At 47.1% G+C, this 15,016-nt stretch carries 16 protein-coding genes; 8 read left to right on the top strand and 8 right to left on the bottom strand.

The window, feature by feature from the left end; all coding sequences use genetic code 11:
- Positions 1-186: 186 nt before the first annotated feature.
- The 3 genes from recO to QUB68_RS00015 all read left to right on the top strand — a co-directional run bounded on the left by recO (position 187) and on the right by QUB68_RS00015 (position 4,083).
- Positions 187-1,062: a DNA repair protein RecO gene (gene recO, locus QUB68_RS00005; RefSeq protein WP_332988181.1), complete on the top strand. Its 876-nt coding sequence runs from the start codon at positions 187-189 to the stop codon at positions 1,060-1,062.
- 199 nt (positions 1,063-1,261) lie between these two features.
- The gene (locus QUB68_RS00010) at positions 1,262-2,830 is read left to right on the top strand and encodes an MFS transporter (RefSeq protein WP_332988183.1); all 1,569 of its coding nucleotides are present in this window, start codon (positions 1,262-1,264) and stop codon (positions 2,828-2,830) included.
- Positions 2,831-2,856: 26 nt separating this feature from the next.
- On the top strand, positions 2,857-4,083 hold the full coding sequence (locus QUB68_RS00015) for a glycosyltransferase family 4 protein (RefSeq protein ID WP_332988185.1): 1,227 nt from the start codon (positions 2,857-2,859) through the stop codon (positions 4,081-4,083).
- Between the two features lie 415 nt (positions 4,084-4,498).
- Here the strand turns inward: QUB68_RS00015 and QUB68_RS00020 are convergent, their stop codons facing one another.
- The 4 genes from QUB68_RS00020 to QUB68_RS00035 all read right to left on the bottom strand — a co-directional run bounded on the left by QUB68_RS00020 (position 4,499) and on the right by QUB68_RS00035 (position 7,756).
- Positions 4,499-4,672 (bottom strand): hypothetical protein, encoded by a 174-nt coding sequence (locus tag QUB68_RS00020; RefSeq protein ID WP_332988187.1) that lies wholly within the window; start codon positions 4,670-4,672, stop codon positions 4,499-4,501.
- Positions 4,673-4,808: 136 nt separating this feature from the next.
- A complete protein-coding gene (locus tag QUB68_RS00025; RefSeq protein WP_332988189.1) occupies positions 4,809-5,060 on the bottom strand; it encodes a hypothetical protein in 252 nt (83 codons plus the stop codon).
- A 63-nt stretch (positions 5,061-5,123) separates the two neighbouring features.
- Complete coding sequence (locus QUB68_RS00030; RefSeq protein ID WP_332988192.1) at positions 5,124-6,824, bottom strand: phosphatidylglycerol lysyltransferase domain-containing protein; 1,701 nt, start codon at positions 6,822-6,824, stop codon at positions 5,124-5,126.
- An 11-nt stretch (positions 6,825-6,835) separates the two neighbouring features.
- A complete protein-coding gene (locus QUB68_RS00035) occupies positions 6,836-7,756 on the bottom strand; it encodes an alpha/beta hydrolase (RefSeq protein WP_332988194.1) in 921 nt (306 codons plus the stop codon).
- A gap of 134 nt (positions 7,757-7,890) precedes the next feature.
- Between QUB68_RS00035 and QUB68_RS00040 the strand changes: the two genes are divergently transcribed.
- Both QUB68_RS00040 and QUB68_RS00045 read left to right on the top strand, forming a co-directional pair.
- Positions 7,891-8,319: an NUDIX hydrolase gene (locus QUB68_RS00040; protein WP_332988196.1), complete on the top strand. Its 429-nt coding sequence runs from the start codon at positions 7,891-7,893 to the stop codon at positions 8,317-8,319.
- A 90-nt stretch (positions 8,320-8,409) separates the two neighbouring features.
- Positions 8,410-9,324, top strand: coding sequence for an NAD(P)H-dependent glycerol-3-phosphate dehydrogenase (locus QUB68_RS00045; RefSeq protein WP_332988198.1), 915 nt, complete (start codon positions 8,410-8,412; stop codon positions 9,322-9,324).
- Between the two features lie 163 nt (positions 9,325-9,487).
- On the opposite strand, the gene QUB68_RS00050 is transcribed toward QUB68_RS00045, so the two are convergent.
- On the bottom strand, positions 9,488-9,793 hold the full coding sequence (locus QUB68_RS00050) for a small RNA NsiR4-regulated ssr1528 family protein (protein WP_332988200.1): 306 nt from the start codon (positions 9,791-9,793) through the stop codon (positions 9,488-9,490).
- A gap of 56 nt (positions 9,794-9,849) precedes the next feature.
- The gene (locus tag QUB68_RS00055; RefSeq protein WP_332988202.1) at positions 9,850-10,833 is read right to left on the bottom strand and encodes a threo-3-hydroxy-L-aspartate ammonia-lyase; all 984 of its coding nucleotides are present in this window, start codon (positions 10,831-10,833) and stop codon (positions 9,850-9,852) included.
- 193 nt (positions 10,834-11,026) lie between these two features.
- Here QUB68_RS00055 and QUB68_RS00060 point away from each other — a divergent pair, with 193 nt between their 5' ends.
- The 3 genes from QUB68_RS00060 (at position 11,027) to phnE (ending at position 14,008) form a co-directional block, all read left to right on the top strand.
- A complete protein-coding gene (locus tag QUB68_RS00060; RefSeq protein WP_332988204.1) occupies positions 11,027-12,001 on the top strand; it encodes a phosphate/phosphite/phosphonate ABC transporter substrate-binding protein in 975 nt (324 codons plus the stop codon).
- Positions 12,002-12,400: 399 nt separating this feature from the next.
- Positions 12,401-13,141, top strand: coding sequence for a phosphonate ABC transporter ATP-binding protein (locus QUB68_RS00065; RefSeq protein ID WP_332988206.1), 741 nt, complete (start codon positions 12,401-12,403; stop codon positions 13,139-13,141).
- 72 nt (positions 13,142-13,213) lie between these two features.
- Entirely contained in the window at positions 13,214-14,008 is a 795-nt protein-coding gene (gene phnE / locus QUB68_RS00070; protein WP_332988208.1) for a phosphonate ABC transporter, permease protein PhnE, read from the top strand.
- A gap of 233 nt (positions 14,009-14,241) precedes the next feature.
- On the opposite strand, the gene QUB68_RS00075 is transcribed toward phnE, so the two are convergent.
- Together QUB68_RS00075 and QUB68_RS00080 are read right to left on the bottom strand one after the other, a co-directional pair.
- Positions 14,242-14,589 carry a type II toxin-antitoxin system PemK/MazF family toxin gene (locus QUB68_RS00075; RefSeq protein ID WP_332988209.1) on the bottom strand — a complete coding sequence of 116 codons (348 nt, stop codon included), beginning with the start codon at positions 14,587-14,589 and terminating at the stop codon, positions 14,242-14,244.
- Positions 14,586-14,825, bottom strand: coding sequence for a hypothetical protein (locus QUB68_RS00080; protein WP_332988210.1), 240 nt, complete (start codon positions 14,823-14,825; stop codon positions 14,586-14,588). The genes QUB68_RS00075 and QUB68_RS00080 overlap by 4 nt, the downstream gene beginning before the upstream one ends.
- Positions 14,826-15,016 lie beyond the last annotated feature (191 nt).

Below are 15,016 nucleotides of genomic sequence, written 5' to 3' on the forward strand. Positions count from 1 at the left end.
TGGCAGTTGGCAGTTGGCAGTTGGCAGTTGGCAGTTGGCAGTTGGCAGTTGGCAGTTGGCAGTTGGCAGTTGGCAGTAGTCATTGGTAATGGGTAATGGGAATTGGTGTTCCTGATTCACGCTTGAGTTCAAAATCCATCCGTTAAATCCGTTATATAATCCGTTGCCGAACTTTTTACTTCGCAAATGACTCGAACTTACAAAGCAACTGGAATCAATCTCAAGAGTGCGCCGATCGGCGAATCCGATCGCCTGCTGACAGTTTTGACACGGGAATTCGGCTTAATTAAAGCCGTAGCACCGGGTGTTCGCAAACAACGATCGAGCATCGGCGGTAGGAGCGAGTTATTTGTCGTCAACGAATTGCTCATTGCCAAAGGTCGATCGCTCGACAAGATTACCCAAGCCAGCACCGTCGAATCCCATCCGGGTTTGAGCCGCAACCTCGGAAAACTATCAGCCGCGCAATATCTCGCCGAATTGGCGATCGCCAGCGCCCTTTCCGACGAACCGCAAGAAGAACTATTCTTGTTGCTGGGCGAACATTTGAGCCGTTTGGAGCGTTTGTCCGATCGCACAGAAATCCAATCCGCAGCCGTGCTTGTCGCCCACCTCACCCAGGGAATTTTTCACTTGTTAGCCCTAGCAGGCCTCGCGCCTCAAGTCCAAGTCTGCTGCGCCACCAGACAGCCGATTGTCCCAAATTTTAGCGATCCAAACTGGAAAACCGGGTTTAGTATACCCTCTGGGGGAACCTTCAGCCTGTCCGAGCTAGCTAACCTAGAGGCAGAACTCTCTTCGCAAACCGGTAGCTTGTACAGATCCGCTTCCCGTTCCCCGCAAACGAGCGATAGCAAACACTTGACAAATTTCCATATCAATGCTAAAGAATTGGCGGCGCTGCAACAGTTGGGTAGTGCAGAACTAGGAGAGGGGATTGCCGATCGCACGGCTTGGATGTCAGTAGAAAATATTTTGCGGCAATATGCCCAGTATCATTTAGGTTGCACGATTCGATCGGGAAGCTCGATCGACACCTATTTGGAGAGTTTTGAGTTTTAAATTTTGAATGTTGAGTGAAAATCTCACCCCAGCCTGCGGGATATCCGAACCTGTAAGCAGTTTCAGGTAAATGCTCAAGATTCTGGCAACACTAGATAATAAATAAAGTTACGAGTTATTTAACTTAGAGGTTAACGCCTCAATTGGAAAATCCCATTCCCCCAACCTCAACCATCCCAGGCGATCCACCCCTAATCCTATGATGCGACTGTCCGATACTGATTTGAGAATATCTGTTTTAGCTGTGACCCACCACAAGATGGAAGAAAGAGAAAATTTTCCAGATTTTCAGTCTGAGCCCGTTTTGACCGATCGACAATGGAGCAACGCCCAAGACCCAGAAATGGACAAATATCCCACAAATCCAGAAACAGAGTCAAGCAACGGCAAAAGCCAACCCGAAGCCATCCCCCCGCTACCAACAACAGCAACCGCAGCAGAACTATCGGAAGCAGCAGCAGAAACTCCCGAAAAAGAAACAGGATTTCTGCCAGTTCTGAAAAACCGCAATTTTCTAGCATTGTGGAGCGGGCAGATTTTCTCCCAACTAGCAGATAAAGTTTATCTCGTACTGACGATCGCCCTCGTCGCCAGCCGGTTTCAAGCGCCAGATCAAACCATCAGCAGATGGGTATCGGCAATTATGATCGCCTTTACCATTCCTGCGGTGTTATTTGGGGCTGCTGCGGGCGTATATGTCGATCGCTGGTCGAAAAAAGCAGTGCTCGTAGCCACAAACCTGCTGCGCGGAGGCTTCGTATTAACATTACCTTTACTGCTGTGGCTCTCCGACGGGTGGGAACTCGGTCAACTACCGCTGGGATTCTGCTTGCTGCTGCTAGTCACATTCCTAGTTTCCACCCTAACTCAATTTTTCGCGCCAGCAGAACAGTCCGTGATTCCCCTAATTGTGGAACGCCGCCACCTGCTATCGGCAAACTCGCTCTACACCACAACCATGATGGGTTCGGTGATTCTGGGCTTTGCTGTCGGAGAACCCTTACTAGCCTTAGCCGACAACCTATTTAGCAACCTCGGCGGCGGACTCGGCATCGGTAAAGAATTAGTAGTAGGCGGAAGTTACGCCTTCGCTGGAGTGCTGTTGCTGTCGATGCAAACAGGCGAAAAAAACGAAGTCGAACACGAACCGCCACACCCCCTAGCAGATTTAAAAGACGGCCTGCGCTACATCAACGATCAACCGAAAGTCCGCAATGCTTTAATTCAATTAATTATTTTATTTTCCATTTTTGCAGCCTTGGCAGTTCTAGCGGTGCGGCTGGCGGAAATCCTCCCGGGTATGAGAGCGTCGCAATTTGGCTTTTTGCTGGCGGCAGTCGGCGTCGGGATGGCTGCTGGGGCGACGACTGTCGGCTATCTCGGTCACAAATTTTCTCATTCCCAACTTAGTTTAATCGGATCTGTTGGCATGGCAGTGGCTCTGATGGGCCTTTCTGCATTTACACACCATTTGTGGATCTCGGTGCTGTTCATTACTCTGTTGGGTTTGTTTGCCTCCTTGGTGGGAGTGCCGATGCAGACGACAATTCAAGCAGAAACCCCAGAAGAAATGCGGGGAAAAGTCTTCGGGCTGCAAAACAATGCCACTAATATCGCTTTGAGTTTACCATTGGCTTTGGCAGGAGTAGCCGAAACCTTTCTGGGTTTACCTACAGTATTTTTGGCTTTGGCAGGATTGGCGATCGCCGGCGGTGTCTTAACCTGGTATATTTCCCGTAGCACTAATAGCAAAGTCGATCGAATCTAAAAAATAACAAACTCTGATTTACTCGAATGCACATCGCTTGGCTAGGAAAAAAATCACCTTTTTGCGGTAACGTAACTTACTCCAGGGAAGTCACCAACGCACTGTTAGACCGGGGATACCAGGTCAGTTTCCTGCATTTTGCCCAAGAAGCGGGCCAACTCGACAGGAACAATACGGCGTGGGGCGTGGCAAACGGGAAATGGGGAGCGTCCATGGCTCCAACCTCATTTACTAATTCGCTTCCGCCCGCGAGTTGCAACGAAGTTTCTTTACCCTGTCACTACAAATCGCAAATTTATACGATTCCGACTCTCAAATCCCGCACAGTGTTGATGAAGTCTCTGCGGCGGCTGAAACCGGATGTTGTTCACGCTTCCCTGACGCTTTCGCCTCTAGACTTTTTGCTGCCGGAAATTTGTCAGGAATTGAATTTGCCTTTGGTGGCGACTTTTCACCCGCCGTTCGATCGCAAATTGCGGAATTTGACATCAGGAACTCAGCACCTGATGTATCAACTGTACGCTCCGTTTTTGGCTCACTACGACTCCACGATCGTCTTTTCTTACATTCAGCGAGATATTTTGGTGAAGTTGGGAGTGCCGGAAGAACGGGTAGCGGTGATTCCCAACGGAGTAGACGCGGTGAAGTATTCGCCCGGGCCTTCGGGGTTGAAGTCGGAGTTAAAGGCCGATCGACTTTTTGTGTACCAAGGTCGCATTGCCCCGGAGAAAAATGTCGAGGCTTTGCTGAAAGCCTGGAAACAATGTAATTTTGGCCCTGGCAACGTGTTGGCGATCGTGGGCGACGGGCCCCTCGCCGCCTCGCTGCAACTGTCCTACGGCGCAGAGGACGGCATTGTGTGGCTGGGATTTGTCGCCGAGGAGGAACGCCGGATCGAAATTCTGCGGGGTGCAGACGTATTTATTTTGCCTTCTTTGGTGGAGGGATTGTCGCTATCGCTGCTGGAAGCGATGGCCTGCGGTTTAGCTTGTTTGGCAACGGATGCGGGTGCTGATGGCGAGGCTTTGGAGGAAGGCGCGGGAGTAGTTTTGAACACTCAGCGGGTGCGGAGTCAGTTGCAAACGTTGCTGCCGCTGTTTTGCGATCATCCTGAGTTTGGAATGCTGTTGGGTCAAAAAGCACGCCAGCGGGCGATCGAGCGGTACACTCTCAGTCAGAATATTACTGAGTTGGAAAAGCTGTACTCACAGATTTTGCTGAAGCAGCGCGTACCGCTGCGGGGCTTGGCATAGGGAAGTTCGGCAGCGGATTGTGTAGCGGATGTAACGGATGTAACGGATGTCTGAAGGAAGGTTTTTCCGTGTCCTCTTCGATATTGGTAGGGAAACGGCACTGCCCATAGGTGTCAACTTAAGCCTGAAAGCCTTGATAAATCTCGTTTTTACCTGAGTCCAGATCCCCCTAAATCCCCCGAAAGCAAGGGGGACTTTGAGTAAGTTCTTGTCCCCCCCGACTATCCGGGGGGTTAGGGGGGATCAGACCTCAGCGGTAAACAGCAGTCTCTGACTGGGTTTGACCTTAAGTTGACACCTATGGGCACTGCCGTCTCCTCTTAGGAATGAGAATTAAATAACTTCCACAAGTTTGTGGGATGGGCGTCCCGCCCGTCGAAAAAGGACGGGCGGGACGCCCATCCCACAATAACAATTAAAATTGTAAGTTATTTAATTCGCGATCGTTAGGATCGCGAATTAAATAATTTATACCATTTACTCGTTCCCAGGCAGAGCCTCGGAACCAGTTAAAATTAATCGGCAAAATAGGGCGAAATCCAACTTCCCCTAAAGCATTATTAACAGATACAAAAGAAAAACGTTCCACATTACCAGAAAGAATTGGTTGAAAGCCTCTCCCTTGTAAGGAGAAATTAAAAGAAGACTATTCATTACTCCAATCCTCGGACTTCCAGGTAGATGTCGCTCTCAACTCTCAACTGCCAACTGTCAACTGTCAACTGTCAACTGAATGAATCATCCTCTTGGGCTTTCGATTGCTTTAAAACTTCCAGCATCGTCTGTGCAGCATCAAACGCATCATAGGGCGACCAAACATCACACACCGCCCCAGATGCGATCAAATCCTGTTCCTGACTCTTCATACATCCTATGAGTATTTGCAACGTCACTTCCTCCACAGAAAGACCGCGCCACTCAGCAGACTGTAAGAGGTACTGCTCCAATTCAGGTGATAGATTCAGCGTCAAATTCATAAACTCCTCCTATTTGTTGGTAATTGCTGCGTTAAAACCTTCAATCTAAAATCCAAAATCGCATCATCCTCCTGGGCGCAAATAATCCAAAAGCCGTAGCGTAGCGGGGCGTAAGCCATCGTCAGAATCGGCCCGAATCAAAGCAACCACAACATCCGGCAAACTTCCCAAACTCGGATAAACAAAATAACGCGGTTCCCAGCGCGGCCCAAACTTATCTTTAAAACTATGCAATCCCTTAAAATTATAAAACTTACTCAAGTGATCCGAAAGATAAATTAAAACCTTTTCCAACCGCCCGGATTTCCCAGGTTCTCCGACTCCCGCTAAAGCTGACAAACCTAAATCAAATTCTGCATATCCCAATTCTTGACAGTGTTGCAACATTGAAGCAAACAAACACTCCATCGTGCCATTTTCTACCTCAGTGCGGCGGCGCATTAAATCAACTCCAACTACTCTATCGCCCACCGATATCATATTAGCAAAAGCACTGATTTTACCGTCGGGAGTATAGATGACTACAGCGCGAGTTTTCTTCAAATATGCCTCATCAAACCAACCCACAGAAAACTTTTTTTCTGCACCCTGAACCATTTGTAGCCACTCATCGCTCGCGAATTTCATTTGCCGCATCACTTCCAAAGCTAAAGGAGGTTCGTAAAATTCGACTTGATGCCCGGCTTTTTTCAGTCGGTTGATAGCAGTTCTCAAGTTTTGATTAGCCTTGCCTTTGAGACTAAAACTTTTGAGGTCAACAATAGCTTCTTCGCCAATTTGCACCACTCGAAAACCGAGATTAGAATACATTTCTAGATCGTCGGGCAAAGTTTGATAAAATGCTGGATACCAGTCATTGCGATCGCAAAATTCTTGAAACCCCAGAATTGCCTCTTTGCGGTCTTCTGCGGGCCCGATGGGGTCTCCCAGGGCGATCGCACCTCTACCTTTGGACACGTAGGCGATCGTACTTTTACCCGAAGCACTAAAATAATAAGATTTATCCTCAAGTAACGCCAGTCTCGCTAACGCTGTCCGCCCGTGTTCTGCTACAACTTGTTGAGCTTTATTCCGTTCCGAAACACTTCCAGAATCTCGCAGCAACACTGGACGCAATAGCATCAAAAGTGCATAACCAATCGTTACTGCACCCACAGCATAAATCGAATCTGCGAAAAAATTAGCAAACCGAGTTTTCGGAACCAAACCCGCATTGTCCGCCGTGAAAAACATCGCAAAAGTCTGGAACAAAGCATCGTCCCAATCGAAATTAATTGCTCGTTCGTTAACTTCAAAACGCCCGTCAAGAATGTAAAAACCAGCCGTACCGTAAGCGAGGGTAAACAGCAAAGCCCCGAGCAAAACTCGGATTCCTTGAGCAATTGAAGGGCTATCGGATTGAGCAGTAAACGTCTTCCGCATCACCAGCAACTGAAACAGCAGCACCCCAGAAATCAAACTTTCTTCAACATCTAATCCCTTGACTAAATGAGTTACAATAGAAGCAATTAACAATCCCACCGTCAGCAACCAAGCAATGCGCTTTCGTCGCAACAAATTAGTTGCCAGAGTTAGCAGCATAAATCCGATCACGGCTGCAAAGAAATGCCCGCCCGCACGCACGGGGAAAGGAAAAAATGGTTCTAGCCAACTTCGGCGATCGGGTAAACTGGGAGTTACAGCAGACAGCAGGTTAATAACTCCTACCAATCCGGTTAAAAATGATGCAGTCCAGAGTCCAATCCTAGTTTTTTGGGGTAACACAGTTCACCTTTCTAATTTTGCTGTGCGGCCAGTGATATCTTAAACTGTTTTCCAACATAACTCAATGAATCTTCTAAATGCTTGTGCCAATAATTCCAACCGACATCGGGGCCGACAATCCCGTGTCCGCCAGGAAATTTGTTAAACTCGTTGGCAATACCCAAACTGTTTAATTGTTCGTGAAACTGTTGCGTAGATGTCAGAAATTTCTCGTCTCCTTCCCCCGCATCCAAATAAGCGCGGAGTTGCTGTTTGTCTTTTGCAGAAAGTTTCGGCACTAAATATTTAGGACTGTTAGCCTTGCCGCTTTGATCGATAAAATAACCGCTGTGGCTGAACAGAATATTAAAATTATTCAAGTAGCGCAAACCGATATTAAAAGCTCCCCAACCCCCCGAAGATTGTCCTCCCATTGCCCAGAATTTGGGGTCTTCCAGCGTTCTGTAGCGCGATTTGATCTCAGAAACCAACTCGGAGCCGATCGCACTTCCTACCTGACCATTCGGCCCGTCAAAATATTGCGGGTCCCATAAAGGGCTCGTACCCCGCTTGTCATTCCCGTCAGGAGTAATGATAATTGACGGTGGCAATCTTTTGCTTTTATATAAATAATGGAGTACGGAAGTAACCGCAGCTTTGTCTTGATAAGCGCGCGCGTCTCCATGCCCGCCGTGCAGCAAAAAAATCACGGGATAGCGCTGTTTGGGATTTTTTGCGTACCCTGGTGGTAAAATTAAGCCGTAGGTGCGCTCTGAATTCATAGCTGCACTTTTATATGTTTTGAGTTCAAATTTTATGTTGGCATCGGCGATGATTTTCGGAGGGTCTAATTGAGGTGCGCCGGCAATAAACACGTACCAGTATCCAGTCGCACCTAGTAGGAGGATTGTACCCGCGCCGATACCTAAAACTTTTCCCAGCCATTTAGGCATAATGTTTGTTAGTTGACTGTTGACGGTTGACTGTTGACTGTTATGTGTTATTTGTTATTTGTTGTTTGTTAAATATAAAATCATTAATCCCCGATGCCCGATGCCCGATGCCCGATGCCCCATTCCCAAACAAAATGACTTATAGAAATCCTGCTCCTACAGTTGATATTATCATCGAATTGGTCGATCGCCCGCACCGACCAATAGTTCTCATAGAACGTCGCCATATTCCCTACGGCTGGGCGATTCCCGGCGGCTTTGTCGATTACGGGGAATCGGTAGAAACGGCGGCAAAACGCGAAGCTTTAGAAGAAACTTGCTTAAATGTAGAATTAATTGAGCAATTTTACGTTTATTCCGATCCAAATCGCGACGCGCGACAACATACTATTAGTATTGTATTCTTGGCTGCGGCAACGGGGGAACCTCAAGCCGCCGATGATGCTAAAAATTTACAAGTTTTTGAATCTTGGCAGATTCCCGATCAATTGTGTTTCGATCACGATCGCATTTTACGCGATTATTGGCGTTATCGTCATTACGGATTGCGCCCGCATTTGTAATTGCAGAAGGAAGTTCGGCAGCGGATTTTTTAACGGATGTAACGGATGTAACGGATCTAACGGATTGATGTTATTAATAAACTAAATTTTATGGCAAGCTTGACAATATTGGGTGGAGGTGCATGGGGATCAGCCTTGGCAAATCTGGGAAGCAAAAAAGGCGATCGCGTTAATTTGTGGTCGCGCCGCAGTTTTTTTAGTCTAGAATCGGTTATAAGTGGCGCGGATGTTGTGGTTTCGGCGGTTTCGATGACAGGAGTTGGCGAAACAGTCGATCGGCTGCTTGCCTTAAATCTAAATCCCAGTACAATTATAGTTACTGTCACCAAAGGTTTAGACCCCGCGACGACGCGCACTCCGTCTCAAATTTGGCAAAATGCCTTCCCTGACAATGCAATTGTCGTACTTTCTGGCCCCAATCTTTCAGCAGAAATTCAGCAGGGATTGCCGGCTGCGACGGTAGCGGCGAGTTTAGATTTAGCCGCAGCCAAGCAAGTACAAACCATTTATAGTTCCGATATTTTTCGGGTTTATGTCAATCAAGATCCCTTGGGGACTGAGTTGGGCGGCACTTTAAAGAATGTTTTTGCGATCGCCGCTGGTGTTTGCGATGGTTTACAATTAGGAACTAATGCTAAATCTGCTTTGCTGACTCGCGCTTTGCCGGAAATGATTCGGGTGGGAGTTCGTTTGGGAGCTCGCGCCGAAACTTTTTATGGTTTGTCTGGTTTGGGAGATTTACTCGCTACTTGCAATAGTTCTTTATCGCGCAATTATCGGGTTGGTTTTGGATTGGCTGAGGGTAAATCTTTGGAGCAAATTTTGCAGGAATTGCAGAGCACTGCTGAGGGTGTTAATACTACTAATGTGTTGATTGATTTGGCAGATAGGCGCGAGATTGAAGTGCCTGTTTCTCGTCAAGTTTATCGGTTGCTGAACGGTGAAATTACTCCTGAACAAGCTGTTTTGTCGCTGATGGAACGTGCTTTAAAACCGGAGATTTAAAATTGTAGGATACAGAAAAGAGACGGCGGTTGAAACCGCGTCTACACAGACGAAACCCACCTCCGTGGGTTGAAGAGAAGAAAAGAGACGGCGGTTGAAACCGCGTCTACACAGACGAAACCCACCTCCGTGGGTTGAAGAGAAAAGAGATATGAGATATTCTTTATTTTGCGCCGTAATAAAAGGCGATTTCTTTGTCTTTTAGCGGTGCAAAGTCGGCAGCAATTAACATTGGATCGAGTTCTGCTTGAGGCAGATGTTTGACACCGATGCGGACAATGCGCGATCGCATGGTGTTTGACACGCCACTGCGCTGTCTCCCGGCTTCTAATCCCATTACTTGCTCGTACAGGTCTAATTTTGCTTTCGGAATCGGAGTCCCGTCAAAATCGATTCCTGAGGCGATCGCCACATCGATCGCATCTGCACCAGTTGTAGATGCAGGCGCTGAGTTTGTTTCTAAAGACATTGTGCTGTGATATCAAAGTTTGCTGTGAAAGCATTTTATCAGAGAAGTATCCCCATCTACGAAAAAAATCGATCGACTTCCTTAATATCCACATTTCCCCCGCTGACAATCACACCAACTCTCTTATTTTCAGCTTTCACAACTCCTGACAGCAAAGCCGCCGCCGCTAACACTCCCGTCGGCTCAACAACTATCTTCATCCGTTCCCACATAAAAAACATTGTAGTGCGAATTTCCGCTTCGGAAACTGTTGCCATATCATCCACATAATGCAGCACCAAAGGAAAAGTTAATTTCCCTAAAGATGGCGTGCGCGCGCCATCAGCAATAGTATCCGGGTTACTAACAGTTTGCAGCGTTTTGGTGCGGAACGATCGCGCGGCATCATCTGCTTGCTCGGGTTCTACCCCTATTACTTTACACTTCGGCGACAAAGTTTTAGCTGCGATCGCGCATCCCGACAATAAACCCCCGCCACCGCAGCAAACTAGCAGCAAATCCAACTCCCCAACTTCTGCGATTAATTCCAGCGCCGCCGTACCTTGTCCTGCAATCACCCGCGCGTCATCATAAGGAGGAATAATTGTTAATTGTCGCTCGACGGCAATTTGGGCGGTGAGCTCGGAGCGGGAAACTTGAGTTCGATCGTACAAAATAATTTCAGCACCGTAGCCGCGAGTCGCTTCCTGCTTGACTTTTGGCGCATCTGTAGGCATCACGATAGTAGCAGAGATTGCGAGCAACTGTGCGGCAAGGGCGATCGCCTGCGCGTGATTTCCCGAAGAAAAAGTCACCACTCCCTGCTGTTTTTCAGTTTCAGATAGCTGCATCAAAGCATTGCAAGCACCCCGAAATTTAAACGAACCCGTCCGCTGAAAATTCTCGCACTTGAAAAATACTTGAGAATTGGTTTGTTTGTTGAAAGTCTCCGAAGTCAGTACCGGCGTCTTGAAAGCTTTACCCTGCAAGCGCTTTGCCGCCGCCTCCACATCGGCAAAACTGACGGGAAAGGGATTTTCATCAGCAAGGTTGGCTGTCATATTTTTTCTGCATCGGGTGCTTGTGCCGCACTATACCATATATAGTGTCAAAGCATTATCACTTTTAATGATATGACATATTGGAAATTATTATCATTTGACTATTGCAACTAATTACCAAAAAAGCTCTAAAATAAAATTAAGGTTATTGCGATTTGTTATCAAAAGTGGCAGTTAGGCAGGAGAGCGATTAATGAATGTCAAGTTAAAAGTTATAGCAAGCGCTAGCGCAGGATTATTGCTGCTAGCGGGTTTGACGGCGAATACAGTTGGGAACGGGCCGCTGGCGATCGCGCAAACAACACCAAAGGGCGATCGAGATTTAAGAGCACAAGCAGCTATAAGTCGCATTAGAATCGTATTTGCCAACCGCAGAGATGCTACAGATTTGCAAAATAAAGCCAATCAAGTAGCGCAAATACTATCCAAAGAAATCGGAATGCCCGTCGAAGCAGTCATCGGCGACGAAACCGCCGCTGTAGAAGCTTTGAGAGCCGACAGGGCAGATGTGGCATTTGTAGCAGGGCGCGCGGCATTAAAAGCAGAACAATTAGCCAAAGCGCGGATGTATTTAGCAGAAGTTCGCAGCGATTATTCCGGCGGAAATACCTACGATTCAGTGTTTGTAGTGCGACAAGACAGTCCCCTGCGCCCCAAAGGTTCGGCAAAACAAACCCTCGAACAATTGAAAGGTAAAAAAATGGCTTTTACCTCTCGAACTTCCGGTTCGGGATTCATTTTTCCCGTCTCAGAATTGGTAGGTCAAGGATTAGTTTCAGGGCCGGATAGACTGGAGACTTTCTTCGGAAATGTCACGTATGGCGACGGTTACAGCAGCGCTTTGCAATCAGTTTTAAAAGGTCAATCTGAAGTTGCAGCAGTCTCCGAATACGCTTTGCTGCCGCCTTGGATCACAGCAGAAGAAGGCAAGACATTGCGAGTTTTGCAACAAGTTCCCGGAGTTCCAGCCCACGGAATTGTGATTGACGATCGCATTCCTGCACCGATGCGCGAAAGACTTATCAATGCTTTCATGAAAATGAACGAACCTGCAAACAATCAATTGTTCCGCAGTTTGTACAATTCCCAGAAATTAGTGAAAGTCGATCATACGCGCCATTTAGCAACCTTGCGCCAAGCTTTGCAGCGCGCTAAACTCGAACCGTAAAATCTCTAGCGAGAAACCCGGTTTCTACGATTTTGGCGTTGAATGACGAGAAATATATAAAGAAACCGGGTTTCTGAGATAAGCTGTTGCGAATTAAATTGTATATTCGGGACGGGCTAGAAGCCCATCCCACAATAATTTTAATTAATTCTTGAACAAAAATTTCAATTCCGCAACAGATTAACAAGCTTTGGAACGCACCGATAGGTAGCGAGAAACCCGGTTTCTACGAGTTTTGCGTTGAATGACGAGAAATATACAAAGAAACCGGGTTTCTGAGGTCACGAATCCTTGGGAAATGAACTTGGTTTTTTTTCTTGTGGGGTGGGCTTCTAGCCCGCGCCGAATCTGCAATTCAAAGGCCCAATATAATACTAAATTTGTCAATAAATATCCACCATGACTATCGAATGCAGTAAATTAGAAACCGCTTATTCAAACTCACTCAAACGCCCGATTTTGAACGGGATTGACTGCAAAATTAAACAAGGCGAATTTGTAGCGCTGCTAGGTTTAAACGGTGCGGGAAAATCTACGCTTCTGCGTTCATTTGTCGGATTAGTCCCCGTCAAAACAGGAGAAATTAGGATTAACGATACTGTGATAACTCCGCGCACTCTGAGGCGAATTCGGCGCGATATTGGCTTAATTTTTCAAGGCGGCGGCTTGGTAAAACCGTCACCGGCGATCGACAATGTGCTTTGTGGTTGCTTGGGAGGATTGAATACTTGGGAGACTCTGTGGGGTTTTCCGAAGCAACAGCGCGATCGAGCTTTTGACCTACTAGCAAACTTCGGACTCAAAGACCTAGCATACCAAAAAACCGGACAGCTCAGCGGCGGACAACAGCAAAAAGTCGCCATCGCCCGCGCCTTAATCCAATCACCGCAGATTTTACTCGCAGACGAGCCCACCACCGGATTAGACGTAATTGCCGCCCAGCAAGTAATGCAAATCCTCGCCCAACTGCACCGAGAACAAGGAATGACCGTAGTTGTAGTATTGCACGATTTGGGAATGGCGAGTGTTTATCCCGAAAGGGCGATCGTCCTCGATGCCGGTCAGATAGTCTATGATGGCAAATGCCACAACCTGTCCGAGAAATTCAGCAAACTAACACCTCCCAAACTAGAAGCATGAACCCCTCACTTCTCCCCTCTTCCTTCGCGCCCTTTGCGTCTTCGCGGTTCGTTAATCCAAAAATCAACCCAAATGACCGAAAAAAACTCAAGTAACTTATCAAAAACCTATAACTGGCTCAAAAATCTCGGTATTGCAGCAGGTTTAATTCTACTTTACGGTTGGGCGCTGCGAGGATTAGAAATTGATGCCGCAACTCTGGTAAGCAGTTGGCCTTACATGACTGATTTTATCTCGCGCTTGTGGCCGCCGAATCTAGAAATTATTGATGTCGCAATTAAGGCCTTAATCGAAACAGTTCAGATGTCACTTTGGGGAACGACAATCGGGGCAATTCTCTCTGTACCAATCGCTATTTGCAGCTCCCATAATATAGCACCAAAATGGTTGCAATGGTTAGCTAACTTATTGCAAAATGCGGTGCGATCAGTTCCTTCAATTGTGCTGGGGTTGCTGTTTGTGGCGGCGACTGGTTTGGGTGCGCCGGCTGGTACTTTGGCGCTGGGAATTTATACTATAGGTTATCTTGCTAAATTTTATCAGGAGGCGATCGAGTCTGTGGAAGCGCGATCGATCGAATCCTTGCAAGTTGCGGGTGCATCTTGGCTGCAAGTGGCGCAATACGGCATTTTTCCGCAGGTGTTGCCGCTGGCGCTGGGTTACACACTGTGGATGTTTGAGTACAATATTCGGGCGGCTTCGGTGTTGGGAGTTGTGGGCGCTGGGGGTATTGGCTTTGAGTTGGTGAATTACATCCGCTCTTTTGAGTACAATAAGGCTACTACGATGATGTTGGTGTTGTTAGTTGTCGTTACTGCGATCGATGTTATTAGCAGTAAGTGGCGGCAGCGATTGGAAACGAGGTAAGGATGGGTTTATTAATAACCAAAAGAGGAGACGGCAGTGCTGTTTCCCTACCTCAAAATGTCGTAGCGTAGCGGGCTCCATCCATCGCCCGATCACATAACCACCATCCAATTCATTGTAGGGAAACGGCACTGCCGTGTCCGAATTTCTTCTGAACACATAATCACCGCCCAAAATGTCGTAGCGTAGCGGGCTCCATCCATCGCCCTCGAAAAAATCAGGGCAAGGTTTTTTCAAGGTAAGTAACCCAAGGTAAATAATACAATGTTTTCTAATTGTACCAGTATTTCTGGATTAACTTCACCAATTTTATTTCGCAATCTTGTTTTATCCAATACTCGCATTTGATGGCACAATGCAACAGAATCTTGAGCTAATCCTCCCTCACCGCCGGGAATCAAAACGCAGGAAGGAAGAGGGGCACGGCGCAGATTTGTTGTCAGAGGAATACTGATAATAGTAGTCGTGTACCTCGAAATAGTATCGTTCTGAAAAATAATCGTGGGACGTACACCAGCCTGTTCAGAACCTTGTGTCGGATCGAAATTGGCAATCCAGATTTCACCTCGTCTGGTTGTCATGCCAAATCCTCATGTTTGAGAAGTTCTGCATATTCGCTGATTCCAAGTTCTGCAAGTTGTCGGTCTTCTTCGGCAAATTCGCTGTAGAGTGCAGCTAAGTTAGTTTCATCGATTGCTGGGATGGTAACTAATCTGGCACGGAATTTCAGAAATGCAATAAATTCAAATACTTGTTTCAGTTGTTCTAGATCGAGCTTTTCTAAGTCTTGTTGGATTAAATCTTTTATGGCATTCATGATTATTCGCTCCTTCTTTAAATTTTAACATTTTCAGTTCTACCCGTAGCGTAGCGGGGCGTAAGCCATCGCCCAAATCCACAAAAGTCGATCCCCTCCGCTTCGCCCAAATCCCCAAAAGTCGTAGCGTAGCGGGGCTCCATCCATCGCACATAGTCATCGGCGACACGGCAGAAGAGGAGACGGCAGTG

The organism is Microcoleus sp. A006_D1, from assembly GCF_036702805.1.
Taxonomy (GTDB): Bacteria; Cyanobacteriota; Cyanobacteriia; order Cyanobacteriales; family Microcoleaceae; genus Microcoleus.